At 59.8% G+C, this 25,264-nt stretch carries 24 protein-coding genes and 1 tRNA gene; 11 read left to right on the forward strand and 14 right to left on the reverse strand.

Going from position 1 to position 25,264, the window contains the following annotated elements:
• The first annotated feature begins 305 nt into the window (after positions 1 to 305).
• From AC1RR7_RS13300 to AC1RR7_RS13310, 3 genes are all read left to right on the forward strand, one after another.
• On the forward strand, positions 306 to 1,142 hold the full coding sequence (locus tag AC1RR7_RS13300) for an FkbM family methyltransferase (RefSeq protein WP_493157652.1): 837 nt from the start codon (positions 306 to 308) through the stop codon (positions 1,140 to 1,142).
• Positions 1,143 to 1,217: 75 nt separating this feature from the next.
• Positions 1,218 to 1,293: transfer RNA gene (locus AC1RR7_RS13305), tRNA-Thr, on the forward strand.
• Between the two features lie 684 nt (positions 1,294 to 1,977).
• Positions 1,978 to 2,802, forward strand: coding sequence for a 2OG-Fe(II) oxygenase (locus tag AC1RR7_RS13310; RefSeq protein ID WP_192559510.1), 825 nt, complete (start codon positions 1,978 to 1,980; stop codon positions 2,800 to 2,802).
• A 189-nt stretch (positions 2,803 to 2,991) separates the two neighbouring features.
• On the opposite strand, the gene AC1RR7_RS13315 is transcribed toward AC1RR7_RS13310, so the two are convergent.
• Complete coding sequence (locus tag AC1RR7_RS13315) at positions 2,992 to 3,702, reverse strand: SDR family NAD(P)-dependent oxidoreductase (protein WP_096821934.1); 711 nt, start codon at positions 3,700 to 3,702, stop codon at positions 2,992 to 2,994.
• Between the two features lie 49 nt (positions 3,703 to 3,751).
• Positions 3,752 to 3,970: a tautomerase family protein gene (locus AC1RR7_RS13320; RefSeq protein ID WP_065257763.1), complete on the reverse strand. Its 219-nt coding sequence runs from the start codon at positions 3,968 to 3,970 to the stop codon at positions 3,752 to 3,754.
• 479 nt (positions 3,971 to 4,449) lie between these two features.
• Here AC1RR7_RS13320 and AC1RR7_RS13325 point away from each other — a divergent pair, with 479 nt between their 5' ends.
• Complete coding sequence (locus tag AC1RR7_RS13325) at positions 4,450 to 5,376, forward strand: LysR family transcriptional regulator (protein WP_085712740.1); 927 nt, start codon at positions 4,450 to 4,452, stop codon at positions 5,374 to 5,376.
• Here the strand turns inward: AC1RR7_RS13325 and AC1RR7_RS13330 are convergent.
• The 6 genes from AC1RR7_RS13330 to AC1RR7_RS13355 form a co-directional block, all read right to left on the reverse strand.
• A complete protein-coding gene (locus tag AC1RR7_RS13330) occupies positions 5,293 to 5,610 on the reverse strand; it encodes an AzlD domain-containing protein (RefSeq protein ID WP_007909127.1) in 318 nt (105 codons plus the stop codon). The genes AC1RR7_RS13325 and AC1RR7_RS13330 overlap by 84 nt on opposite strands.
• Entirely contained in the window at positions 5,589 to 6,305 is a 717-nt protein-coding gene (locus AC1RR7_RS13335; protein ID WP_085608636.1) for an AzlC family ABC transporter permease, read from the reverse strand. The genes AC1RR7_RS13330 and AC1RR7_RS13335 overlap by 22 nt, the downstream gene beginning before the upstream one ends.
• On the reverse strand, positions 6,302 to 6,679 hold the full coding sequence (locus tag AC1RR7_RS13340; protein ID WP_096821986.1) for a GNAT family N-acetyltransferase: 378 nt from the start codon (positions 6,677 to 6,679) through the stop codon (positions 6,302 to 6,304). Before AC1RR7_RS13340 ends, AC1RR7_RS13335 begins: the two co-directional genes overlap by 4 nt.
• Positions 6,680 to 6,758: 79 nt before the next feature.
• Complete coding sequence (locus AC1RR7_RS13345) at positions 6,759 to 7,505, reverse strand: 2OG-Fe dioxygenase family protein (RefSeq protein ID WP_096821932.1); 747 nt, start codon at positions 7,503 to 7,505, stop codon at positions 6,759 to 6,761.
• A gap of 232 nt (positions 7,506 to 7,737) precedes the next feature.
• A complete protein-coding gene (locus AC1RR7_RS13350) occupies positions 7,738 to 9,024 on the reverse strand; it encodes an OprD family porin (protein ID WP_096821931.1) in 1,287 nt (428 codons plus the stop codon).
• Between the two features lie 298 nt (positions 9,025 to 9,322).
• Complete coding sequence (locus AC1RR7_RS13355; RefSeq protein WP_493157655.1) at positions 9,323 to 9,991, reverse strand: DsbA family protein; 669 nt, start codon at positions 9,989 to 9,991, stop codon at positions 9,323 to 9,325.
• 266 nt (positions 9,992 to 10,257) lie between these two features.
• Here AC1RR7_RS13355 and AC1RR7_RS13360 point away from each other — a divergent pair, with 266 nt between their 5' ends.
• The gene (locus AC1RR7_RS13360; RefSeq protein ID WP_493157657.1) at positions 10,258 to 12,345 is read left to right on the forward strand and encodes a TonB-dependent receptor; all 2,088 of its coding nucleotides are present in this window, start codon (positions 10,258 to 10,260) and stop codon (positions 12,343 to 12,345) included.
• Positions 12,346 to 12,408: 63 nt separating this feature from the next.
• On the opposite strand, the gene AC1RR7_RS13365 is transcribed toward AC1RR7_RS13360, so the two are convergent.
• The 3 genes from AC1RR7_RS13365 to AC1RR7_RS13375 form a co-directional block, all read right to left on the reverse strand.
• A complete protein-coding gene (locus tag AC1RR7_RS13365; RefSeq protein ID WP_065257771.1) occupies positions 12,409 to 12,621 on the reverse strand; it encodes a hypothetical protein in 213 nt (70 codons plus the stop codon).
• Positions 12,622 to 12,866: 245 nt separating this feature from the next.
• A complete protein-coding gene (aguA, locus tag AC1RR7_RS13370; RefSeq protein WP_096821928.1) occupies positions 12,867 to 13,973 on the reverse strand; it encodes an agmatine deiminase in 1,107 nt (368 codons plus the stop codon).
• A gap of 179 nt (positions 13,974 to 14,152) precedes the next feature.
• Positions 14,153 to 17,065, reverse strand: a complete 2,913-nt coding sequence (locus tag AC1RR7_RS13375; protein WP_493157659.1) for an aminotransferase — start codon at positions 17,063 to 17,065, stop codon at positions 14,153 to 14,155.
• A gap of 175 nt (positions 17,066 to 17,240) precedes the next feature.
• Between AC1RR7_RS13375 and rfbC the strand changes: the two genes are divergently transcribed.
• The 4 genes from rfbC (at position 17,241) to AC1RR7_RS13395 (ending at position 21,535) form a co-directional block, all read left to right on the forward strand.
• Entirely contained in the window at positions 17,241 to 17,786 is a 546-nt protein-coding gene (gene rfbC / locus AC1RR7_RS13380) for a dTDP-4-dehydrorhamnose 3,5-epimerase (protein WP_096821926.1), read from the forward strand.
• A 106-nt stretch (positions 17,787 to 17,892) separates the two neighbouring features.
• Entirely contained in the window at positions 17,893 to 19,701 is a 1,809-nt protein-coding gene (locus AC1RR7_RS13385; protein WP_096821985.1) for a sensor histidine kinase, read from the forward strand.
• On the forward strand, positions 19,698 to 21,083 hold the full coding sequence (locus tag AC1RR7_RS13390) for a sigma-54-dependent transcriptional regulator (RefSeq protein WP_102620613.1): 1,386 nt from the start codon (positions 19,698 to 19,700) through the stop codon (positions 21,081 to 21,083). The genes AC1RR7_RS13385 and AC1RR7_RS13390 overlap by 4 nt, the downstream gene beginning before the upstream one ends.
• The gene (locus tag AC1RR7_RS13395) at positions 21,080 to 21,535 is read left to right on the forward strand and encodes a YiiD C-terminal domain-containing protein (RefSeq protein ID WP_102620612.1); all 456 of its coding nucleotides are present in this window, start codon (positions 21,080 to 21,082) and stop codon (positions 21,533 to 21,535) included. Before AC1RR7_RS13390 ends, AC1RR7_RS13395 begins: the two co-directional genes overlap by 4 nt.
• A 31-nt stretch (positions 21,536 to 21,566) precedes the next feature.
• On the opposite strand, the gene cysQ is transcribed toward AC1RR7_RS13395, so the two are convergent.
• Positions 21,567 to 22,400 carry a 3'(2'),5'-bisphosphate nucleotidase CysQ gene (gene cysQ, locus AC1RR7_RS13400; protein WP_096821923.1) on the reverse strand — a complete coding sequence of 278 codons (834 nt, stop codon included), beginning with the start codon at positions 22,398 to 22,400 and terminating at the stop codon, positions 21,567 to 21,569.
• Between the two features lie 5 nt (positions 22,401 to 22,405).
• Positions 22,406 to 22,972 (reverse strand): ADP compounds hydrolase NudE, encoded by a 567-nt coding sequence (gene nudE / locus AC1RR7_RS13405; RefSeq protein WP_102620611.1) that lies wholly within the window; start codon positions 22,970 to 22,972, stop codon positions 22,406 to 22,408.
• A gap of 88 nt (positions 22,973 to 23,060) precedes the next feature.
• Between nudE and yrfG the strand changes: the two genes are divergently transcribed.
• A complete protein-coding gene (yrfG, locus tag AC1RR7_RS13410) occupies positions 23,061 to 23,723 on the forward strand; it encodes a GMP/IMP nucleotidase (RefSeq protein WP_102620610.1) in 663 nt (220 codons plus the stop codon).
• A 41-nt stretch (positions 23,724 to 23,764) separates the two neighbouring features.
• Here yrfG and lysM read toward each other — a convergent pair whose 3' ends face one another.
• Positions 23,765 to 24,205 (reverse strand): peptidoglycan-binding protein LysM, encoded by a 441-nt coding sequence (lysM, locus tag AC1RR7_RS13415; RefSeq protein WP_008080501.1) that lies wholly within the window; start codon positions 24,203 to 24,205, stop codon positions 23,765 to 23,767.
• 137 nt (positions 24,206 to 24,342) lie between these two features.
• Here lysM and AC1RR7_RS13420 point away from each other — a divergent pair, with 137 nt between their 5' ends.
• On the forward strand, positions 24,343 to 25,230 hold the full coding sequence (locus AC1RR7_RS13420; RefSeq protein ID WP_102620609.1) for a LysR family transcriptional regulator: 888 nt from the start codon (positions 24,343 to 24,345) through the stop codon (positions 25,228 to 25,230).
• The last annotated feature ends 34 nt before the right edge of the window (positions 25,231 to 25,264 follow it).

The raw sequence follows: 25,264 nt of genomic DNA on the forward strand, positions 1-25,264 counted from the left end.
CGTGGATCCAATATCCACGGCTGTTTCAAGCCATTAACAGCCCTGGTCATTTTTTGTTCATATGAATAAAAAACCGGTAAAACAGGGATTTGCGATTCAAATGAGAACCCGTCCACAAAATCCCGCCTGACCCTGTCGAATTAAACGCCTGTTGTGCATAAGCCCCCAAGCAAAAGGACATAACCGCCGAATCACGGACGCCGGCAACCGAAAATTGCGCCTGCCCACCACCCTTGCTATACAGGCTCACACCGTGCCGGCAGCGCACGCACGAACAAGAAGAACCTGACCGACAGGGAGCGACCGTGACGTTCATCTCTTACGCACAGAATTTCGAAGACATCCGCCTGTGGCGCGCCCTCAAGTTCTTTGAAAACGGCTTCTACATCGATGTCGGCGCCAACGATCCGACCCACGACTCGGTCACCAAGGCGTTCTACGATCGCGGCTGGAGCGGCATCAACGTCGAGCCGATGCAGAACTTCCACGACGCCCTGTGCGAACAACGCCCGCGCGACACGACCTTGCAATGCATCGCCAGTGATAAGCCCGGTGAAGTGACCTTCTACGGCATTCCCGGGACCGGCCTGTCCACCGCCGACCCCGTCACCGCCCAGGAGCGCCGCGATCTCGGCCTCGACGTGCGCAGCCTCACCGTCCAGGCCCGGACCCTGACCTCGATTTGCGAAGAACACACCAGCGGCCGCGAAATCCATTTCCTGAAAATCGACGTCGAAGGCCACGAGGAAACCGTGCTGCGCGGCATGGACTTCAGCCGCTTCCGTCCATGGATCATCCTCATCGAAACTCCGTTCGAACGCGACCACACCTGGGAACACCTGGTCACCGACGCCGGCTACACCAACGTTTGCTTCGACGGCCTCAACAGCTACTTCCTGGCCGACGAACACCTGAATCTGAAACCGGCCTTCGACATGGCGCCCTGCCAACTCGACAACTTCCAGCTATGCCTCGGCCACCCCTTCGCCCACCCCGTCAGCCCCGGCGAAGCCGACGCTCTGGCGCAAATCAGCGCCGCTCTGCAACGCGCCGAACACGCCGAAGCCCAACTGCGCGCCATCCAGAACAACCGCGCCTGGCGAGCGATCCAGAAACTGCGCAACGTCCTGCGCCGGGCCTGATCGAAGCCCGCGCAAAAATAGTCTGAATTCAGGGGTTTACAGAAGCAACCGAGTCGCTATAATCGTCGCCCACACGCCGGTATAGCTCAGATGGTAGAGCAACTGACTTGTAATCAGTAGGTCCCGGGTTCGATTCCTGGTGCCGGCACCATACAAAACAAAGCCTCTGCAGAAATGCAGGGGCTTTGTTGTTTCTAGAAGCCGTATTTAATGCTTGCTCGCATAGCTACCTCTCACAACTCGGCCGATGTAACTATTTAGCCCTTGCCCCGCTACAGCCAATCGCTGCATCTCCGCCACGACCAAAGCACCCGGCCGATTCGAATCATATACATACGTCCTGTGGGTACCGGTTGCGAACTGAACAGTAATTGAACCCTGCCCCAGCTCATAGGCGACCACATTCGAATCGCCACCTAAATTTCTGTATCGCTCCATTTATATCCCCAAAAGAATAAGTAGCCAATTGCTACCACCCTTAACGATAGTTCGCCTCCTCAGAACTCCCGAAAGATTCTCTTTCAAAATGTAAAATGTCATGAGAAATGGGGACTGAGAAATGGGGACAGATTTATTTCCAGTGTGGCCTTGGGAAGGATCATTTTCAGAGCCTACCCATACCCGGCACTCAATACGTGATTAAGGTGCAAGATTTTCTGGTTACAACACGCACTTGCAGCTTCCCTCCCACGCTCAACATTACCCCTCCGTATCAGATGAGCGTGCTAAAAATAGATCTGTCACCATTCCCAAAATAACTGCTTCCGTTTGAATACGATGATCCGTTTCGGGGAGAATGTTGGTCGCTCAAATGCCACCAGGCCAAGGATCTCAAATGGAAGTCACACAAATCGCTGCGCTTATCGTCAATCGGCTTGACGAAATGGGCACTGACATTCAGAGACAGTGGAACAATCCCGAGGGCACCCACACTCGCCACTTCTTCGTTGACGACCTGCTCACGGACGAAATGGCCGAGGCGATTTATGAGGCGTTCCCGCGTAATGCTGATGGGTTCTTTGACCGCCAGTCGTTCCGGGAGAAGAAAAAGACGCTGACCAATCTCTCCGACTATCCGCAGATCCTGAGCGCCGTGACCTACGCAATGCAGCACGAATCTGTTGTGGCCAAGGTTGCACAACTGGTCGGGATGGACGATGTCGTGCCGGACCCAAGCCTGTACGCCGGCGGCCTGTCGATGATGTTCCAAGGTGACTTTCTGAACCCTCACATCGACAACAGCCACGACGGCACGCGCAACCTGTACCGCCGCCTGAATCTGCTCTATTACGTGTCGCCCGACTGGGTGCTTGAAAATGGCGGCAACTTTGAGCTGTGGGATCCGAAGGTCAAGCAGCAGAAAACGATCGTGTCCAAGTGCAATCGCCTGGTGGTGATGGAAACCAACAAATACTCCTGGCACTCCGTGAGCGGTGTTCGCGCCGAAATGCCTCGGTGCTGTGTTTCCAACTATTACTTCTCGGCAACTTCGCCGGATGATCACGAATACTTTCACGTAACGTCGTTCAGTGGCCGCCCGGAAGAAACGGGTCGTCGCCTGCTGGGTATTGTGGACAACAGCCTTCGTAATGTGGTCTCGAAAGCGCTGCGAGTGGGACGAGGAACCAAGCTGATCAACAAAAAGGATCAAAATGATTGAGCCGAATTTCAGCGATCCGTTCGGTATCAAATTGATTCTGCAGTCCTGGTTTCATTGACAGGCGTAAGAAAAACAAGCCCCCCCCTGCGGCTTGATCCTATCGTTCACGATTCTGTATGGATGCAGCTGACCGAAGCCTCGGCCAGCCGCATCAGGTCAATCAGTTGCACCCGATCGACACGCCGACGGTCAGTGCCCGGCGCTCTGCCCGCCATCCACATGCAGAATCTCACCCGTCACAAACGCCGCGTTATCCAGATACACCACGGCCTGCGCGATATCGTCGACCTCGCCCATGTGCCCAACCGGGTGCAGAGCCCCCAGTGCCGCGTGGGTTTCCTCGCCATGCATCGGCGTCTTGATGATGCCAGGCGAAACCGCGTTCACCCGGATCCCGCGTTTGGCGTATTCGATGGCCAGGGATTTGGTGGCGGCGTTGAGACCGCCCTTGGTCAGTGAGGCGAGGACCGAGGGCACGCCGTCGACCGCGTGGTCGGTCAGGCTGGTGGTGATGTTGACCACGTGGCCCTTGCCCTGTTTTTCCATTTCGGCGATGGCCAGTTGGGTGATGTAGAAGAAGCCGTTGAGGTTGACCGACAGCACCGCCGCGTAGTCTTCCGGGGTGTAGGCGGTGAACGGTTTGGCGACGAAGATGCCGGCGTTGTTGACCAGGGTGTCGATGCGGCCAAAGCGCGCCACACCTTCGCTGATCACACGCTGAGCGGTGGCAGGATCGCCTATGTCGCCGGCGATGGTCAGGATCTGCGGATCGTTCGACGGTTTGATCGAGCGCGAAGTGGCGACGATGTTGTAGCCCAGTTCACGGAAGGCCTTGACCATGCCTTCGCCCAGACCTTGGGAGGCGCCAGTGATGACGACGGTTTTTTTCGAATGGCTCATGATGAAATCCTCAACAGGTTGATGGTGACCGAAAAGACAGTGAGTGCGGTCATGACTGATTCCGTTCCGCCAGTTGTCGGCGGTATTCGGTGGTGGTGATGCCGGCGTAACCCCAGTTATCGGTGTCGACTTCTTCGATCACGATGTGGGTCAGATCCGGGCGTTTGTTGAGGACGCGTTCCAGGGTTTCGGTGATTTCGGCGATCACCTGAGCTTTCTGCTCGCGGGTAACACCGTCGCGGGTGATGCGTACGCTGACAAATGGCATGACGATTACTCCAGTGACCTGGCCTCGGGATGATGGTCAGGTGTTGGAGCTCAATTTAGGCGTGTGCCGGTAGGGGAAAAAGTAGGGGTGGGGTACTTCATTTGTGAGGTGGTGTAATGAATAACTTGTCACAACCAGGCCTGAATTTGAGCAAAAGACCGCGTCCGATATCAGCTCATTCGCAGTGATCTCTGAGACCTATCCGTAAAAATTGCGGGCGAAAGCCCCCATTCGTGTCAGTCGTTTCCCTTTGAAAAACCCCGGAAACGCACCCAAACCGTGCACTTTTTTTGACCCCAATCACCCCCGCGTCACCAAAAACCCCGATCCTGTGTCAGCCTCCAGCCATCGGCAGGGACATCAATTCGCTACTAATTGCGCGACAACTATGCTCAGGTGCAGGAATATAGCCGGCAAATGGAGCCGTTCAGGCCGTCACGTACACAACAATACCCAGCCCACTTCAGAGGGCATTACCCATGGATAGCAGAACCTTACGCAACCTCATGCGCATCGTGCAGACCGGCTCGTTGTCGGCCGCAGCCGAGCATTCGTGCCTGACTGTGCAGGCCCTGGCCGCGCAGTTGAACAAGGTCGAAGAACAGTTCGGTTTCCGCTTGTTTCGCCGTTCCAACAAAGGGCTGACGCTGACGCCGCAAGGCACGGAGCTGACGCCCTATATGGACAGAGTGCTGATTGCCACGCGGCAGATGGAAGAGAAAGTCGAGGCGCTGAAGGTGCCGGGACAGCGCACGTTGAAAGTGGCGTTGAACACCACGCTGGACCCGGATTTCAACCGACGATTGATCGGACGCCTGATCGACGTGTTTCCCGACTACCAGATGGAATTCAGCTACGCCGAGTCGATGGAAAACCTCAGCAAGCTGAAGAACGAGGACTTCGACCTCGCGGTGTTGATCGGCCCGCAACGTCCGGGTTTGCCGAGCATTGTCCTGCCTGAAGTGCAGGTGCAAGTGGTCGGCGCGCATTGCGGCCAGGAAAACGATCCGCTGACGTTGCTCGGCAACAAGTTTCAGGTGCGTCCGGCAGAAGATTGTCCGTATTCCCACAGTTTTTTGCGTTTTCTCGACGCCGGGCTGGGCAATCACGAGAACAGCCAACGGACGATTTATTCCTGCAGCGAAACGCTGACCCTGTCGCTCATCACGCAAATGGACGCCGTCGGCATGGTCTCCCGCGAGGCCGCGCAGAAGAACGGCCTGACGATTTTCCCCGGGTTCGAGGATTTCCTCGAAGTGCGCCTGGCGGTGAACAACCCGGATCTGTCCGGCCAGGCGTTGAACGATGTGGTCGATCTTCCGCTACATGAACGAGCCGAGCGCAATGTACGCAGCCGTCCCAACCGCCACACTGAGAAAGAGGTTTTTGCTGAAATACGCACATAACAGCGTCGGAATCGCTGCATAGAATTCCGGGCGATCGAGCTGTATGTGCTGATCCTTGATCAACAAGGGAGTCAGGCTGATCGCAGCGACGATCGCCACCGGCAGGTATTCCAGCGCCCGGGCGATGAAGGGCGGCCAGTGCTCGGTGTTGACCTGCAACGGCAAGGCACGCGGCAGGAAGGTCACGGCCATCATCAGCGCGACCACCAGAATCAGGAACGTTTGGTCAGGCATACACCCACTCCGCAGCCCACAAACGTGGCGATGAAAACGTTGAATGGCGAGCTGCCGACCAGGCTCAGTGCGCCCATGCAGACCACAGCGGCCAGTGCGGCGATGAGTTTGTTGCGGGTGTTGCACAGCGAGACCAGCACGTAGAGCATCATCGCGGTCAGCGCATAGTCGAGCTGGTATTTGATCAGGTGTGACGCGTACTGCGCGCACAGGGCGCCGAGCAATCCGCCGATCACCCAGGAGGTGTGGCAGAACAGGTTGAAGCCGATCAGATAACGGATGTTTACCGGCGCACCGGTGCCCAGTTTGACGCTGTGGAAGGCGAACGATTCATCGGTCAGGCCGCCGGCGTAGCACCAGCGCTCCATGCGGCTCAGGCCCAGCGCCCGCAGGGCCTTCGCCATGTACACCGACATCAGCATGTGCCGCGCATTGATCAGAAACGTGGTCAGCACGATGGTGGTCAGTGACGCCCCGCTGCTGATCAGCGCCAGCGCCGCGAATTGCGAAGCCCCGGCATACACGAACAGACACATTGCCACCGGCAGCCACAGCGGCAGCCCGGCGTTGACCGCCATCAACCCGAACACGAACGACACGGTGAAATAACCGGCCACCACCGGGCTGGCTTCGGCAAAAGTGCGCGACGGCTGACGGTCGACCATCAGCGGCGCACTGCCGGATGTTTCATTCATAGATCCCTCTCAAATGTCCGCTCGCCGTGTGGTTCGCAAAAACCCTGGGCAGTCCAGAAACGCTTGCCCGCGAGGTTAGCATCATCGACGAACAGGAACATCCGCAGCACACCGACCCGTTTCATGTCGGCCGACGCTGCTTCCACCAGCCGCTGGCCGACGCCCTGGCTGCGATAGCGCGCGCTGACTGCCAGATGGTTGATCGTACCGCGACTGCCCAGCATGCCGCCCAGCACCGCGCCGACGATCTCGCCTTCGACATCGAAGGCCAGATACGCCGTGGTGGTCTTCTGGATCAGCACGCCGCGCAGGCATTTGGCGTCCTGCCATTCGCAGAACGACACTTCGTCGAACTGGCGGAAGAAGCGCTCCATGCGCTGCGCATCCTTGGCCGTCGCGCGCCGCAGCACCACCGGCGTCGAGCATTCGACGCCGTCAATTTGAGTGATCTGATTAGCGAACAATGTCGAAAGCGGTCCCGGGCCGCGAGAAGGAAATCGCCAGAATCTGCCGGTACGCCATGGCATGGGAGTGGGTATTGCGTGCCGGTGTCACGTAGTGGCGCATGTCGCGGTCGAGGAAGTAAGTGGTGTCGAGGATTTCCAGGTAAGTGGTCGACGCCAGTTGCTGCTCGTGAATGTCGTACAGACGACTTTCGGCGCCCTCGACATTGTTGCGGCCCCAGAAGTGCACACCGCTGAACGGATAACCGTCGCAGTGAATGCCTTCCGGTGTGATTTCCAGTTGTTTGCCGGGTTTGATCTCGATGCGGATCTGATGGATCTGGCATTGCCAGATTTCATCGTGCAGCTCTTCCGGCAACACGCTTTTGTACACTTCGAAATCGGTGTCGATCAGGCTGCGCATCACCGGCGAACTGATGACTTCATCAGAGAAGTCCTGGAAGTGCCGTACAACGCCGCCCACGTAAGCATTGTTTTCCTTGGACTGCACGTACGCGCGGTGTTCCAGTTGCTTCAGTTCGCGTGTCTTGGGGTTGTACTCAAAGTCGCTGTAACGACGGTAACGCATGCCGGCTTCAGCCTGACCGTAGTAACTGTCAGGCTCCATGTTTTCCCAACTTTTGGTCAGTCTGACGAAGTCGGCGAAATGACCGTAGAGATTGAAGTCAGCACCCTGCACATTGGCGTACTTGTCACGCCGTAGCGATTCGCCCACTTCTCTGGTTAAAACGATCATTACCAAATTCTCCGCTGCATTGAGCGGCCTAATCTATTAGGTGGAGAATTTGCGTCCATGAGAAAGAATTTCAGGCATTTAAAGCCCTGTTTGAAACGCGATTTGAAACGCCTTCAAAGTGCGTTTCAAATGACAAAAACACGGGTTTTTATGCTTTTTTTTCAAAAAACGTCAAAAAAAAACCCCGAACCAGTCGGGGTTTTTTATGGCGTTTCGCAGCCTTAACCGATCATCAGAAGATGTTGATCGGATAATCCACGAACACACGCAGCTCGTTGCCGCTGACGTTGTATTCGCTGGATTTCTGCGAAACACGCAGGATCGAGCTGCGCAGTTTCACGCTCAGGTCTTTGGCCGGGCCACTTTGCACGACGTACTTGAACTGGTTGAAGATTTCGCGCTCGGTGCCGCCTTCGCTAGTGGACGTGGTGATGTTATCGCCACGCACGTACGCGAAGTTGTAGCTCAGACCCGGTACGCCGAATGCGCCGAAGTCCAGGCCGTAGCCCAACTGCCAGCTGCGCTCGTCTTCAGCGTTGAAGTCCGACCAGTAGGAGTTGGCCAGGTAGATGGTGTTGCCACCGTCACCCACGCGACCCTGACCTTTCTGGTAGCCGCCATAGGCGTAACCCAGGTTGCTGTCGCCGGTGGAACGCTGGTGCGCCACGGTGAACGAGTGCGGACCGGTAGCGAAGGTCGCTGCCAGGCTCCAGATCTTGTTGTCGTCGCCGGTCACACCGTTTTCGCGGACATAGGAGTTGTCCAGCTTGGTGCGGTAACCGTTGAAGTCCAGGGTCAGGGACTGATCCTTGTCGATCGGGAACACGTAGTTGGCGTTCACGTATTGCTTCTTCAGCACGTCTTCGACGTCGGAAGCGTACAGCGCTGCCTTGAACTGTTCGGTGAACTGGTAGCTACCGCCCAACACGTTGATCGACTTCAGACCACCGCTGTCACGGCCTTCAGCGCTTTTGCGCGATTCGGCAGTGAAACGACCGGCATCCAGTTGCAGACCTTTGATCTCTTTGGAAGTGATCAAGGTACCGGTGTAGCTTTCCGGCAGCAGGCGCGAGTTGTCGTAGTTCAGCACCGGCAGGGCCGGCATCTGGTCACCGTAAGTCAGGGTGGTGTTGGACAGGCGGAATTTCACCGCTGCGCCGCCCTTGGACAGGTCATTGGCCGGGTGGCCGCTGTCGCCCTTCTTGAAGAAGTCGATACCCTGGGCGCCGCTGCGATCTTCGCTGCGCTCCAGGTTCAGGGCGTACAGACCGAATGCGTCCACACCGACACCGACGGTGCCCTGGGTGAAACCGGATGAGAACGTACCGATGGCCGCCTGGCCCCACTCGGATTTGTCCTTGTTGCCGTCTTTATAGTCACGATTGATATAGGCATTGCGCAGCAGCACTTTGAGGCTGCTGTCTTCAACAAAACCCTTGGACTCTGCCTGGTCGTTAGCCATGGCCTGAGTGGCGCTCAACATCCCCAATGCGATCAGACTGATCCGCTTGTTCAACATTTTGTTTTCCTTATTACGGGTTGAAACGCGCTGTGTCGAACGGCTGAAACGGCGCTAATGCACTCTTTTTTCACCCCGAAACAAAAAGGCCCGCCCACGACAAAGTCGTGGCGGGCCTTCTTATTATTTTTGAGTCATGGCGGTTGGCCACAGGCGTTGGGCCGAATCGTAGCCGCGCCCTGAACAATGTGTCAATTTCAAGAATCGTCTTTAAATAGGCAAAAATCGTCTAAAAAAAGTAAATTTTTCGATGGCTGCGTGCAGGGAAACGCCTGTAATCAGGGATTTTGATGCCGTCTCACGCGCAACCGTCGAGGCCGCAAACCGGCAAGGTTTGCGCCGATGGTACCGACGGAATCGACTCGCTCAACCACTGTGCAAAGGCCTGCGGTTTGCCGAGCCACGGGCCGATATCGATCAGGGTGAACTTGCCGTCCTGCTCCAGCGCGAAGGTGGGAAAGCCTTGGCCGCCGAGTTTCGCCAGCAGTGCGCGGCTGTTCTTTATGTGCTGATCAATGTCAGTCGCTTTGAGGGTTTTGAGGAACGTATCCGCCTCGTAGCCCATCTCTGCCGCGCACTCCACGAGCACGGCTTCATCGGCAATTCGCCGGCCTTCTACATAGTGTGCGGTTTGCAAACGGCCAAGCAGTTCCAGGCCACGCTCATCGATGCTTTCTGCTGCCATGACAGCAGCAATCGGTGGCGCGGAATCAAAAACTGCCGTGTGATCGCGCAACAGACCTTCGAAATAGGCTTCGCCGAACGGCTGTCCGGTGTATTCGGCGATGCGTCGGTCGTGAGGCATCACGTAATTGCGCAGTTGCGGTGAAACACTCTGGCGGTTGGCACCGGTCATCATGCCGCCCGCGTGGGCGATCACCGGCAGCACTTGTTGTGCGGCTTTTACCAGCGGTTTGGCGCCATAGCACCAGCCGCACAGAGGGTCGTAGATGTAATGAAGCGTCATCGGAAAGCTCCGGCAAGAAGGTGGGAAAAACGATGTCGCCACCTTAATCCTCTGGTCGTTGCGGAAAAACGCCGGAATGGCTTTCAGTCTGTTTCGGCAATCGGTCGAATGGGGTCGTTGTCAGTCTTGTAACAGTCTTGAAAAAGACCTGAAACAAAATGAAACAATCAAACAACGGAACCTTTCAGGAATAATTAACGGAAGTAAATGCAAAGCATTACCATTCGCGCACTCGAATTCTTCCACCCTTCCGGATGCGCTTTTCAATGCCTGCCCCGTTCCGTCTCACGCCCGTCACGCTTGGGCTTTCTGCCTTTTTGTCCTCCGGTTTTGCTTACTCCGCGACCGAACTTCCCGCCACTTCGATCAGTGCTGAAGCGCAGGCCGACGACCCGCGCGTAAAGGTCAGCAACACCGCAACCCGCACGTCCACCCCCGTGCGCTACGTGCCGCAGGCGATCGATTCGATCAAGACCGCCAACGTCGCGGATTACGGCGTCAATGACATCGAAGATGCCCTGAGCGGGATTCCCAACGTCAGCGGCGGAGGCGACACGCGCTTCGACAGCCTGCGCATCCGTGGTTTCGACGCCAGCAACGACTTCTACCTGGACGGCATCCGCGACGACAGCCAGTACAAGCGCGATCTGCACAACATCGAACGCGTCGAAGTGCTCAAGGGCCCCGCCGCCGTGCTGTACGGCCGTGGCAGCCAGGGCGGGATCGTCAACCGTGTGAGCAAGGCGCCCGAGTTCGGCCGCCGCTCGACCATTGAGGCCCAGGGCGGCAGCGAGGATCTGCGCAGTCTGTACGCCGACCTCAGCGCCGACCCGAGCGAGAACATCAGCCTGCGTCTGAACATGGGCAACATGGACGAGAACAGCTTCCGCGACGGTGTCAGCGGCAACCGCAAACTGTTTGCGCCGTCGATGAGCTGGCAGCTCACGCCTGACCTGAACTGGCTGGTGCAATACGAATACAGCCGCTACAACCGCACGCCGGATCGCGGCATTCCCGGGGTCGGTGGACGTCCGGCGGATGTTGGCCGGGACACGACCTACGGCAACGATCACGACTTCATCGACGACAAGACGCAGTCCCTGCGCTCGAAACTGAGCTACGAAATCAATGACAACTGGCAACTGCGCCACACCCTCGGTGTGTTCAAACTCGACAGCGATTTCGACAACACCTACCTCACCGGTTTCGACGCGAAGACCAACAAGGTCACCCGCCAGCACTGGCAACAGGACCTGACCACCCGCAACGTGTTCAACAACGTCGAACTGGAAGGCGGCTTCGATACCTTCGGCCTCGAACATCGACTGCTGACCGGAATCGAAACCGGCAGCCAGCGCCGCGACCCGACGCTGTACAACGCGGCCACCGGCCGTGGCACCCAACCGGTGCCGTCGCTGGATCTGTACAACCCGGATCGCAGCCAGCGCCACACCGGGCGCATGCAGGTGTCGAGCAGCAGCCACACCGAAGTCGAAAGCCGCGCGATCTATGTTCAGGATCAACTGCGCCTGAACGATGAATGGCAACTGCTGGCCGGTCTGCGCTACGACACTTTCGATATCGAGTCGACCAACAAACTGCGCAACATCTCCGAGGACCGCGACAGCCACAGCACCAGCCCGCGTTTCGGCGTGGTCTGGACGCCGCTGCAGAATCACTCGTTCTACGCTTCATGGACCAAGACGTTTTCGCCGGTTGGCGGCGGTCTGATCGGTATCACCCCCGGTGCAGCCGGCAACACCAACGACTTGAGTCCGGAGCTGACCAAGCAAAAGGAAATCGGCGTCAAGAGCGACTGGCTCGACGATCGCCTGAGCACCACCCTCGCCGTCTACGAGCTGGAACTCTACAACCGCCGCACCACCGACCCGGTCGATCCGACGCTGACCGTGATGAGCGGTTTGCAGCGCTCGCGCGGGATCGAACTGACCGGTACCGGCAAGATCGTCGGCAACTGGTATGTGCGCGGTGGCGTTGGTGTGCAGGAAGCGACCATCGAGAAGGACAACAACGGCCTGGAAGGCAAACGCGTCAACAACGTCGCCAAGCACAACGGCAGCCTGTTCCTGACCTGGAAACCGGAGATGGGCTGGTACGGCGAAACCGGTCTGACCCTGGTCGGTCAGCGTTACGCCGACAACGCCAACACCACCGTGCTGCCGGGCTACGGTCGCTGGGACGCCCTGGTCGGCTACCGCCACAAGGACTGGGACTTGCGCGCAGCGCTGAACAACATCACCGACCGCGAGTATTACTCGTCGGCCACCAGCGCCTTCCAGATCCAGCCAGGCGCACCACGCAGCCTGGTCATGACCGGCACCTACAGCTTCTGATTCACGCCCATAAAAAAGCGCTGCCATCCCGGCAGCGCTTTTTACAATCCTTGTTTGTTCTTCTTATCCTTCCATCACATCCCACAATGCGTCCAGTTCGGCCTCGCTGAACAGGCCAGCGGGGTAACGCTCGATCATCATCCGGCGCGGATCAGGTTCCCTGATCTGACGCGTTCCATTGGATTTCAACCAGTGCGCGACAATCTGGAGCGACTCACTATTTACAGCCATGGGATGCAACGTCCGCTCGCTGATTACGTTCACTTCGGCGTTCATTTCAGCGCTCTCTCCCCGTTCGTGAGCGGCTACGTTATCCAAGGTTTATGACAGAACTGTTGAAGTTCTCCCCCCTCCCTAGTGCGTCATGAGCGATACAAGAGCTATGCCAATGTGTTGAAAATGCCGACAGGCGGATATAAAGAAACCCGCAGTCCTGACGGGCTGCGGGTTTCTCTTCAAGCGTGGGCAACAAATGACTGCCCGGTCGATTTTTCAATCAACTCAAGCTGTTACATCCGCACTCACTCTTTGTGCGGCGCGGGTTGCTGTTGGGTAAGGCAGTGAATGTTGCCGCCACCCAGTAACAGTTCACGACCCGGCACCATCACCACTTCGTGTTGCGGGAACAGGTTCTGCAGGATTTCGCGGGCCGGGGCGTCCATTGGATCGTCGAAACTCGGTGCGATGATGCCGCCGTTGACGATCAGGAAGTTCACGTAGGAACCGGCCAGACGCACGCTCGGGTTGCGCTCCTGAGTGCCGTCCACCGGGTCCACGCCCGCGCACTCTTCTTCGGTGGCAAACAGCGGCCCCGGAATCGGCATCTTGTGCACCGTGAACGGGCGGCCCTTGGCGTCGGTGCTGCTTTCCAGCACTTTCATCGCAGCCTGGCAGCGCGGGTAGTTCGGATCCTGCGGATCGTCGGTCCACGCCAGCAGCACTTCGCCCGGACGCACGTAGCAGCAGAAGTTATCCACATGGCCGTCGGTTTCGTCGTTGAACAGGCCATCCGGCAGCCAGATGATCTTGTCCACCGACAGGTTTTCGCTGAGCACCGCTTCGATTTCCTCGCGGCCCAGGTGCGGGTTGCGATTGCGGTTGAGCAGGCACTCTTCGGTGGTGATCAGGGTGCCTTCGCCGTCGACGTGAATCGAGCCGCCTTCAAGCACGAAACCTTCAGTGCGGTAGCGTGGGCTGCGTTCGATCTCGAGGATCTTGCCGCCAACCTGAGAATCACGGTTCCACGGCGAATACAGGCCGCCGTCAAAGCCGCCCCAGGCGTTGAAGTCCCAGTTCACACCGCGCACTTCGCCGCTGTTGTTGATCACGAAGGTCGGACCGCTGTCGCGGACCCAGGCGTCATCGCTGGACATCTCGACCACGCGGATATTCGGCACGTCGAGGCGAGCGCGAGCGTTTTCGTACTGGCCGGCGGACACCGCCACGGTCACCGGTTCGAAACGCGCGATGGCCTTGGCCACGGCGGCGTGAGCGGCCTGCGCGGGCTTGCCGCCCAGACGCCAGTTGTCCGGACGCTCGGGCCAGATCATCCAGGTCTGGGTTTGCGGCGCCCATTCGGCCGGCATGTGGAAGCCATCGGCGCGTGGGGTACTTTTCAAGGTGGTCATGTCGATCAGGACTCCAGGGAACGGTCGAGGGTGTTCAACGCGCCGAACAGGTTTGGACGACGGACTATGGCGACTTTATAAACGATAAATATCGACTTTAAAAGCTAAAAACAAATGATCGCTTTTGAATCTACCGATTAATGCCGATACAAATCGGCATTAATCGGCCTATCACAGGCTCAGAGGCCTTCTTCCAGCACCTTCGACAGCATGTCGACAAAGAAATCCACGCTCTGACGCGAAGTGACCATCGGCGGTTTGATCTTGAGGATATTCAGGTCATCGCCGGTCGGCTGCATGAAGATCCCCAGCTCTCGCAGGCGATCGCACAGCAACGTGGTTTCTTCGGTTGCCGGCTCCAGGGTCTGCCGATTGCGGATCAGTTCGACCCCCAGATAGAACCCCGAGCCATGCACCGCACCGACCAGCGGATGTTTATCGATCAATGCCTCCAGCCGCTGCTTGAAGTGCCCGCCGACCAACTGGGCGTTTTCCCAGAGTTTTTCTTCTTCCATCACATCGAGCACGGCCATGCCGATCTGGCAACTCACCGGACTGCCGCCCGCGGACGAGAAGAAGTAACCCTCGGCTTCCAGCGCTTCGGCGATTTCCCGGCGGGTGATCACGGCGCCCAATGGCTGGCCGTTGCCCATGCCCTTGGCCATGGTGATGATGTCCGGCACCACGCCTTGCTCTTCGAAGCCCCAGAAGAAGTGGCCCATGCGCCCGTAACCGACCTGCACCTCGTCGGCGATGCACACGCCGCCCCGGGCGCGCACCAATTCATAGACTTTTTTCAGATAGCCCGGCGGCAGCGAGATCCCGCCCGCATTGCCGTAGACCGGCTCGCAGATGAACCCGGCCAGTTGCCGTTTCTGCTCGTCGATTTTGGCCAGGTTGTGTTCGACACTGCGCACGTAGTCCGGCGTCGAATCGAGGCCTCGGAATTCGCCGCGATAGATATTCGGCGCAGTCACCGGGTGTACCCAGTCCGGACGGCTGCTCAGGGCCTGCGGATTGTCGGCAATCGAGGTCGACACTGCATCCGCGCCGACCGTCCAGCCGTGATAGGCCTCCAGCACACTGAGCATGTCGCGCCCGCCGCTGTAGGCCCAGGCCAGACGGATCGCCAGATCATTGGCCTCGCTGCCGCTGTTGACCAGGAACACCCGGTCCATGCCTTCCGGCGCCAGTTTCAGCAAGCGTTCGGAAAACTCGGCGACCGCCGCATAGTTGAACCGCGAGTTCGTGTTGAGCAACGACCACTGCCGGCTCGCAACCGCGGCCATACGCGGATGACCGTGCCCGAGCACCGCGACGTTGTTGAGCATGTCGAGGTAGGAACGGCCCTGCATGTCGATCAAGTGATTGCGCCAGCCGCGCTCGATGCGCGGCGGGTCGACGTAATAATGTTTCTGGGTGCGGGCGAAACTGGCATCACGGCGTGCCAGCAGGGTTTGCGCATCCAGTTCCGGCTCAGCGTCGCAGGCCAGGCCCAGCAGCGCCGCTGGCGATGGGGACAGCGCCTGCCACGCCGGCGCGCGGGTCGGCGTGCAGAACAGCGGTGCCTCAAGGTGCGCATCGCGAACCAGTTGCACGATCAACGGACCGTCCACCGAACCCAACACCTGGCCTTTGACCAGCGCCGCGCCGCTGTGCAGCGACGGCGTCACACCCCACAGGCGCACGCTCAGTTGCGGGCCATCGAGTCGCAGCGCGCCGTCAGCCGACAGATGCAGAACGCCCGCAAACGGCGCTTCCACCGTCGTACCCTGAGGTACGCGCAATTCAACGTGCAGCGGGAATGTTTCTGGCTCCTCGGCACTGTCAGGCCGGGTACGAGACAGACGGTATTGCCCGTATCGACTGGCGGCCAGACCGTGGATGGCGGCGGCCTCGTTCAACAGACGTTGATCAATGCCCGATTGCTCCCAATTGCCCGCCTCGAAGTGCGCACTCAACACACCCAGATCAATCAGCGCGAACTCGCGCCCGACCAGACCGGGCAACAACGGCGCGAAGCCTTCACTGTCGATGGCCGGCAACGTCTGCCCGACCGCCGAGAGGATCGCCGCCTCCATCAGCGCCAAAGGCACCGAGGTGGCGACCCGGAAGATTTCCCACTCATGAGTAAGGTTGTCGCGGCTGTAGGTATTGCCCGGATCAATGCTGACCTGTTGCTCGCCACTGAGCACCAGCACCGCCGCGCGCGCCACGATCAGCGGCCACAGCGCCTGCAATTCTTCGTGTTGCAACGGATTGACCGCGTGGTAGGCCTGCACTGCCGGCAGGATCACGAACGGATCGCCCCCGGCGTGATGCAGCAACGCCGCACAGGTGACCGACAGATCGGTGATACGCCAGGTGCGCACCAGATCACCGAAATCGATGACGCCCTGCAACTGCCAGTGTCGCCGGGCATCACGCTGCCAGACCACGTTGTCGTCGGTGATGTCCATGTGGATCGCCTGCACCGGCAGCTTTTCCAGCAACGGTTGCAGACGGCGACCAGCCTGTTCGGCGGCCTCGGCGATCAGTGCGCGCTGGCGCTGATCCTCGATCACCGGCAGCAGGTGCTCGATCAGGGCACTGGCGTGGCGCGCATCCCATTGCAACGTGCGCGCGAGCCCCGGATGGTCGAACCCGGCCAGGGCCAGGTCCATTTCACCGCAGAGCCGGCCGAATCCGGCGACGACTTCGTGGCCAAGATGATCGAGCGCCGTCAGCGGCTGACCTTCGATGTAATCGAGCAACCGCACATGCACCGCTTCACCGCCGATCTCCAGCGACAACAGGTCCTGGCCGTCATTGGCCGGGATGACCCGGGGAACATGGACATCGCAGTGTTCGGCCAAATATTTCAGGCCAGCATGCTGGGCCTGCAACTCCACCAGCGAATAGTCGCCCCGGCAGATTTTCAGCACGAATCGCCCGCGCTCGCTGTCCACACGATAGTTGAGGTCCTGCTGGCTACCCAGTGCCTGCAACGTGCCGTTCAGCCCGTAATGCTGCGCCAGAACCTGCAACGCCTGCTCCGCAGTGACCTGTGGGCCTGGCAGACTGGCACGATGAATCAACGTGGCGAACGACATGGAACGACCCCTGAAATTTTATTAGGCGCCTATATCGCCATTGCTTTGGACGATTCGCAACCCCTGCTCCCTCGGACGGGATCGCAAGTTCGGGCGAAATGTTTCAGACCACTCGCGCCCACCGGCACTTTGCGCAAGAATGTCGACCATTCACACCTCTCACTGGAAAAAACTCATGAATGTAATCGCTACCGATCTGCCCGGCGTTCTGATCATCGAACCCAAGGTGTTTGGTGACGAGCGTGGTTTCTTTTACGAAAGCTTTAATGCCAAGGCTTTTCAGGAAGCGACCGGTCTGGATACGCAATTCGTCCAGGACAACCATTCGCGCTCGCAGAAAGGCGTGCTGCGCGGTCTGCATTACCAACTGGAAAACACTCAGGGCAAACTGGTCCGTGTCACCGTTGGTGAAGTGCTCGACGTGGCGGTAGACATCCGCCGCAGCTCGCCGAACTTCGGCAAATGGGTTGCTGTACGGCTGTCGGCCGAAAACCACCGCCAACTCTGGGTACCGGAAGGCTTCGCCCATGGCTTCGTGGTGTTGAGCGAATTCGCCGAATTCCTCTACAAGACCACCAACTACTACACCCCGTCCGCGGAGCGCAGCATTCGCTGGAACGACCCGGATCTGGGCATCGACTGGCAGTTGGACGAAGAACCGAAACTGTCGGCCAAGGATCAGGCGGGTGCACTCCTCAAGGACGCCGACGTCTTTTCCTGAATGCCTGTGTGAAACTTCAGCGCTGCTGTGCACCCGACAACGGGTGCGCAGACTGCGACTGCAAGCCTAGGCATAATGCGCCTGTATCCACAGGCGCATTATGCTCATGACTCCGACCCTTCCCCGCCGCCCCCGCTGGCGCAGCCTCGCCCTGCTGGCCCTGTGCCTGGCCCCGCTGCTGTGGCCGCTGGAGCATCTCGCCGAGCGTTACTACCGCAGTGAGCTGGCTGGCCAGAACCGCCAGACTCTCGACCTCTACGTCGCCAACCTGCTGGGCACTCTGCATCGTTACGAAGTGCTGCCACAGATCCTCGGCGATCTGCCGGCCCTGCGTGCGGTCGTCGGCGCGCCGGACGACGGTGTCACCCAGGGCAATGCCAACCGCCTGCTGAAGAACATCGCTTCCCAGACCGGCGCCGAAGTCATGTACCTGATGGACACCACTGGCCGAACGCTGGCGGCGTCGAACTGGGACAAGCACGACAGTTTCGTCGGGCGCAATTTCTCGTTCCGGCCCTACTTCAGCGAAGCCATGGCCGGACGCCTGGGCCGCTTCTTCGGCCTTGGCACCACCTCCGCCAAACGCGGCTATTTCTTCGCAGCGGCCGTGCGCAATGGCGAGAAAATCATCGGTGTGCTGGTGATCAAGGTCGACCTCGACCACACCGAAAGCCTGTGGGGCAAAACCCCGGAACAACTGCTGGTGACCGATCACAACGGCGTGGTCATTCTCACCTCGCGCCCGGAATGGCGCTTCCGCTCCACCCGTCCATTGAGTAACGACGAACGCTCAGCAATCACCGCGATCCAGCCGTACCCGACTCGCGAGCCGCGGCCATTGAACCTCAGCCCGACCGCCTGGCTGACCCAGACCCGGGACATCGAAGAAACCGGCTGGAGCGTCAGCATTCTTGCGCCGCGCACCCTGATCGACCGTCCGGTGCGCACCGTGGTGGCCGTCGGCGGCGCCACGTTACTGGTGGTCATGCTATTGCTCGGGCTGATGATGCAGCGCCGCCGCCATTACCTGGAACGGATCGCTTTCGAAGCCAAGGCGCGACGGGAACTAGAAGGCCGGGTCGCCGAGCGCACCAGCGATCTGGAGGGGCTCAACCGGCGCCTGAAACAGGAAGTGCTGGAGCGTGAACAGGCCCAGCAGGAACTGGTGCGGGCCCAGGACGACCTGGTGCAGGCCGGCAAACTGTCAGCGCTCGGGACGATGTCGGCGAGCATCAGCCACGAACTCAACCAGCCGCTGGCGGCGATCCGCAGTTACGCGGAAAACGCCGAGGTGCTGCTTGACCATCAGCGCACCGACGACGCTCGTGGCAACCTCAAGTTGATCAGCGAACTGACCGGGCGCATGGCGTCGATCATCGCTCACCTGCGCGCCTTCGCCCGCCGCGATCGCCACGCCCCGGAAAGCGTGGCCCTGCAACCGGCACTGGACGATGCATTGGCGCTGCTGGCCAAACGTCGCCGGAGCATGGACGTCGAGCTGATCCGCGACCTGCCCGCCGCAACCTTGTGGGTTGAAGCCGGGGAAACCCGTCTGCGCCAGGTCCTCGGCAACCTGCTGGCCAACGCCCTCGATGCCCTGACCGAGAAAGGCCCGCCGCGCAAATTGTGGCTGAGTGCCGAATCCACCGGCGAGGGCGTCAATCTGTACATTCGCGACAATGGCCCGGGTTTTTGCATGGAAGCGCTGGGCCGCGCCAGCGAACCGTTTTACACCACCAAGACCCGCACTCAGGGGCTTGGCTTGGGGTTGGCCATCTGCGAAACCCTGATGCGCGCCTTCGGCGGTGAACTGTCGTTCGCCAACCACAAGCAAGGTGGCGCCTTGATCACCCTGCGGCTGCGCGCCGGCGCGCCCGGGGTCAGCCTGCAACCGTCCGAGGATCGAAGTGCATGACCATCGACAACCGCATTCAGGTGGTGCTGATCGACGACGATCCGCACCTGCGTCAGGCCCTGGGCCAGACGCTGGATCTGGCCGGCCTGAAAATCCTTCCGCTGTCCGAAGCCAAGGGGCTGGCCGCCCAACTGGAGCGTGACTGGCCGGGCGTGGTGGTCAGCGACATCCGCATGCCCGGCATGGACGGTCTTGAGTTATTGAGCGAACTGCACGCTCAGGACCCTGAGCTGCCCGTGCTGCTGATCACCGGCCACGGCGACGTACCGCTGGCCGTGCAGGCCATGCGCGCCGGCGCCTACGACTTCCTCGAAAAACCGTTCGCCAGTGACGCCCTGCTCGACAGTGTGCGCCGCGCATTGGCCCTGCGGCGTCTGGTGCTGGACAACCGCAGCCTGCGCATGGCCCTGAGCGACCGCAACGAACTGAGCGCGCGACTGGTCGGCCAGTCGGCGCCGATGGCGCGCCTGCGCGAGCAGATCGGCGCACTGGCCGCGACCAAGGCCGACGTCTTGATCCTCGGCGAAACCGGTGCCGGCAAAGAAGTTGTCGCCCGCGCATTGCACGACCTGTCGAGCCGGCGCAACGGCCCGTTCGTGGCGATCAACGCCGGGGCGCTGGCTGAGTCAGTAGTGGAAAGCGAACTGTTCGGCCATGAGCCAGGCGCGTTCACCGGTGCGCAAAAGCGCCGAATCGGCAAGTTCGAATTCGCCAATGGCGGCACGCTGTTCCTCGATGAAATCGAGAGCATGAGCATGGACGTGCAGGTCAAACTGCTGCGCATGCTGCAGGAGCGAGTCGTCGAACGGCTGGGCGGCAATCAGTTGATCCCGCTGGACATCCGCGTCATCGCCGCCACCAAGGAAGACCTGCGCCAGGCCGCCGATCAAGGGCGGTTCCGGGCCGACTTGTATTACCGCCTCAATGTAGCGCCACTACGTATCCCGCCATTGCGCGAACGGGGCGAAGACGCGCTGGTGCTGTTCCAGCACTATGCCGACGAAGCCAGCGCCCGCCACGGTTTGCCACCGCATGAACTGCAACCGGCGCAACGGGCATTGCTGCTGCGTCACTCATGGCCGGGAAATGTGCGGGAATTGCAGAACGCGGCAGAGCGTTTCGCCCTTGGCCTGGAGCTGGCGCTGGACAACACTCAGCCTGACGGCAGCAGCACCGCCATCGAGGTCACCAGCGGTGGCCTCAGTGAACAGGTGGAGAATTTCGAGAAGTCATTGATCGCCGCCGAACTGGCCCGTTCGCACAGCTCGGTACGCAGCCTTGCCGAAGCCCTGGGCATTCCGCGCAAGACCCTGCACGACAAACTGCGCAAGCACGGTCTGAATTTCGCCGACAGCAGCAGCCATGGAGACGAATCCGAATGAATCGCGACAGCCGCTATCTGGAATCCGTCCTCCATCACGACATTCCGCTGACCCGGGACATGGGCCTTAAGGTGCTCGACTGGCAGGAACAGCAACTACGCCTGCATCTGCCGTTGGAAGCCAACGTCAATCACAAGAGCACCATGTTCGGCGGCAGTCTGTATTGCGGCGCGGTGCTGGCCGGCTGGGGCTGGCTGCACTTGCGTTTGAAAGAAGAAGGCATCACCGACGGACACATCGTGATCCAGGAAGGACAGATCAGTTATCCGCTGCCGGTAACCGGCGATGCCAACGCCATCTGCGCGGCGCCGAACGCAGCCGTATGGAAGAAATTTCTGACGATGTATCAGCGCTACGGGCGGGCGCGATTGACGCTGCATACGCGAGTCGTCAATGCGGGGAGCGATGAGGATGCGGTGACCTTCAGCGGGCAGTACGTTCTGCACCGCTGAAGGCTGAGCGTTCCCGAGTCCGGGAACGCACTTACGAACGGGCCAGTTCCAGCAACTTCGAACGCCACGCCGCTTTCGCCGGCAGCGCCAGAAAGAATGCGTTGCGCAACGATTCCCGTGGTGGATAACAGAACGCATCACCGTTCAAATCCAGGACCTCACCGCCGGCACCTTCCAGCACGCCTTGCGCCGCCGCCGTGTCCCACTGGGACGTCGGCGCCAGTCGCGGATAACAATCCGCCGCACCTTCGGCCACCAGACAGAACTTCAGCGAACTGCCGATGTTGGCCAATTGCAACTCGCCAAGGCTTGCGCTCAAACCGGCCAGCAAGCGTTCCTGTTCCGGGCTCGAATGACGGCGGCTGGCAACCACAGTGAACGCTTCGCCAGGCCCCGGCACGTCACGAACCTGAATCGCCACCGGCGTGCCGCCCGTGTCGCCACGCCAGGCACCGAGCCCGGCACCGCCAACGTAGTAACGCCCATTGGTCGGCATCGATACTACGCCAAAGACCACCCGGCCATTTTCGATCAGGGCAATGTTGACGGTGAACTCTTCGCTGCCGCTGATGAACTCCTTGGTGCCATCCAGCGGATCCACCAGCCACCAGCGCTGCCAGCCGGCACGCACGCTTTGCGGGATGTTGGCGTCCTCTTCGGACAACACCGGGATGCTCGGATCCAGGGCGGTCAGGCCGGCGACGATCACATGGTGCGCAGCGATATCCGCAGCGGTCACCGGCGAATCATCGGACTTGGCGGTCACCGCCACATCGGCGCGCCAGAACGGCAGAATCGCCTCGCCGGCCCGCAGCGCCAGTTCAACCACCGGCGCCATCAACGGATGGGAAAAACTCATAGACATCTCACTCATGACTGGAAAAAACCGCGCTGGGTCAGCAGATCGCGGGCCAGGTACAACGCCGCCAAGGCACGACCTTCGGAAAACTGCGGATTTTGCGCCAATGAAGAGAGATCCCGCAGGTTGATCTTGTCCACTCGCATCGGCTCCGGCTCGTCGCCTTCCAGTCGCTCCTCGTACAGATCGCTGGCAAGCACCACCTGGATTTTCTGGCTCATGTAGCCGGGGGACAACGACAACTCGGTCAGGTGTTCCAATTGCCGGGCACCAAAGCCCGCCTCTTCCTTGAGCTCACGCTCGGCCGCCGCCAGCACATCCTCGCCCGGTTCGATCAAGCCCTTGGGCAGGGACAATTCGTACTCGTCGGTACCGCCGCAGTATTCCTCGACCAACACTGCGTGCTCGGCATCGAGCATGGCCACAATCATCACCGCGCCGTAACCGGCGCCCTTGCCCACCAGCCGCTCGTAGGTGCGCTCCACGCCGTTGGAAAAGCGCAGTTTCAGCTCTTCCACGCAGAACAGACGACTGGTGGCGACGATTTCGCGGGCAAGTACGGTTGGTTTCTGGCGCATGCAAAGCTCCTTGGCGTGAACGCGCTACTATAACGCGGCTTTTCCGATTGTTTGCGTCGGATATCTTTCTACCGTTCGAGACGTTGCCATGCCTTCATTACCGTGGTCCGACATCGATACCGTTCTGCTCGACATGGACGGCACGTTGCTGGATCTGCACTTCGACAACCATTTCTGGCTGGAACACTTGCCGCAGCGCTACGCCGAACTGCATGGCGTGAGCCGGGCCATGGCGGAAATGGAATTGCAGCCGTTGTTCGAACGTCATGCCGGTCAATTGCAGTGGTATTGCCTGGACTTCTGGAGCACGGAATTGAAGCTGTCGGTGCGCGAGCTGAAGCTGGAAACCGCCCACCTGATTGCCCTGCGCCCGGACGCCGACACTTTTCTGGCCGCGATCAAACGGGCCGGTAAACGCGTGGTGATGATCACCAACGCGCACCGCGATTCGCTGTCGCTGAAACTGGAACGGGTTGAACTGGCGCCGTACTTCGAGCGGCTGATCAGCTCCCACGATTACGGTTTTCCCAAGGAGAACCCGCAGTTCTGGGATGCCTTGCAGGCCGATATCGGTTTCGACCCGGCGCGCAGCCTGTTCATCGACGACACCCTGCCGATCCTGCGCAGTGCACGGGACTTTGGTGTGGCGCATCTGTTGGCCGTAAAGGAGCCGGACAGCCGCAAGGGGCCGAAGGACACAGCGGAGTTTGTGGCCGTCGAAGATTATCGGGACTTGATAGCAGGACTCTGAACATTGCAGGAGCTGCCGAGACAGCTCCTGCAAGTCTGTTGTTACTCAGGAATACGCAGCGTCTGCCCCGGATAGATCTTGTTCACGTCCTTGAGCAGCGGCTTGTTGGCCTCGAAAATCTTGTTGTACTGGTTGGCATTGCCATACACCGCCAGGGAAATCGCGCTGAGAGTGTCGCCCTTTTTCACCACCACGAAACGTGCGGCAGCCACTACCGGCCCAGTGACCGTGATCTGGTCATCGACACTGCCGACGCCTTCGATATTGCCCACCGCCAGCAGAATCTTTTCTTTCTCTTCCTGGCTCGCCACCTCGCCGGTGACCGTCACCTTGTCGCCATCCACCGTCGCCTGAACATTCGGGTTACCCAACCCGACCTTGCTGATGTGTTCCTTCAATTGCTCGCTGGCATTGGCGTTGCCAGGGGTCAACAGGTCGATCAGCTTCTCACCGGCCTCTTTTACAAAGCTCAAAAGACTCATAGCGCACACTCCTTGATTTAAGTTCCAGACGCCCAAGCCTAGACCACCACAAACCAACCCGGTTCCAGACCGACCAATGACCCTGTCACCGCGCAAACGGTAGAATCGCCCACCCTTGCCAGCGCCCCGGAGCGAAGATGGACATCAAGCAGCTGAAATTCCTCATCGCCCTCGACGAAACCCGCCATTTCGGCCAGGCCGCCGCCCGGTGCCACATCACCCAGCCGACTCTATCAATGCGCCTGCGCAGCCTCGAAGAAGAACTCGATCTGCCGCTGGTCAATCGCGGCCAGCGCTTCGAAGGCTTCACCGCGCCAGGCGAGCGAGTGCTGGCCTGGGCGCGTACGGTGCTGGCGGCTTACGACGGCTTGCAAGCGGAAGCGGCAGCCTGTCGCGGCAACCTGATCGGTACCTTGCGCCTGGGGGTGGTGCCGCTGTCGAGTTTTGATCCGCTGCCGTTGATGCAACGCCTGCACGCTGCGCACCCGGAGCTACGCTTCGAATTGTCGGCACTGAGTTCGGAGCAGATCCTCGAACAACTGGCGGACAACCGGATCGACATCGGCGTGTCCTACCTGGATCGTCTCGACAACGAGCGTTTCGAATCCCTGGCGTTCGACGAAACCCGCATGGGCCTGCTTTACGATCAGCGCTCCTTCAGCTTCGGCGAGGCACCGCTGAGCTGGCAGGCGCTGATCGAACTGCCGCTGGGCATGCTCACCAGCGGCATGCACTTTCGCCAGTCCATCGACCACAACTTCCACAGCCGGGGCCTGACACCGCAACCACTGTTGCAGACCGACGCCGTGCATCAATTGTTACAAGCTGTGCACGGCGGATTCTGCTGCGCGATCATGCCGCTGGACGGCGGCCTCGAACGCCTCACCGATCACCTGCGCCTGCAACCGATCGAAAACGCCCAGACCCTCGCCCGGCTGGGCCTGATCATGCGCCGCGGCGCCCCGCGTTCGGCACTGGCCGAGGCCTGTTTCGCGCTGTACCAGAAATCGCCAGCGGCCGCTTGATCGACGGCATCTATCGATAGATCGACACTAGCGA

Source organism: Pseudomonas sp. GW821-FHT11G12 (assembly GCF_058808055.1).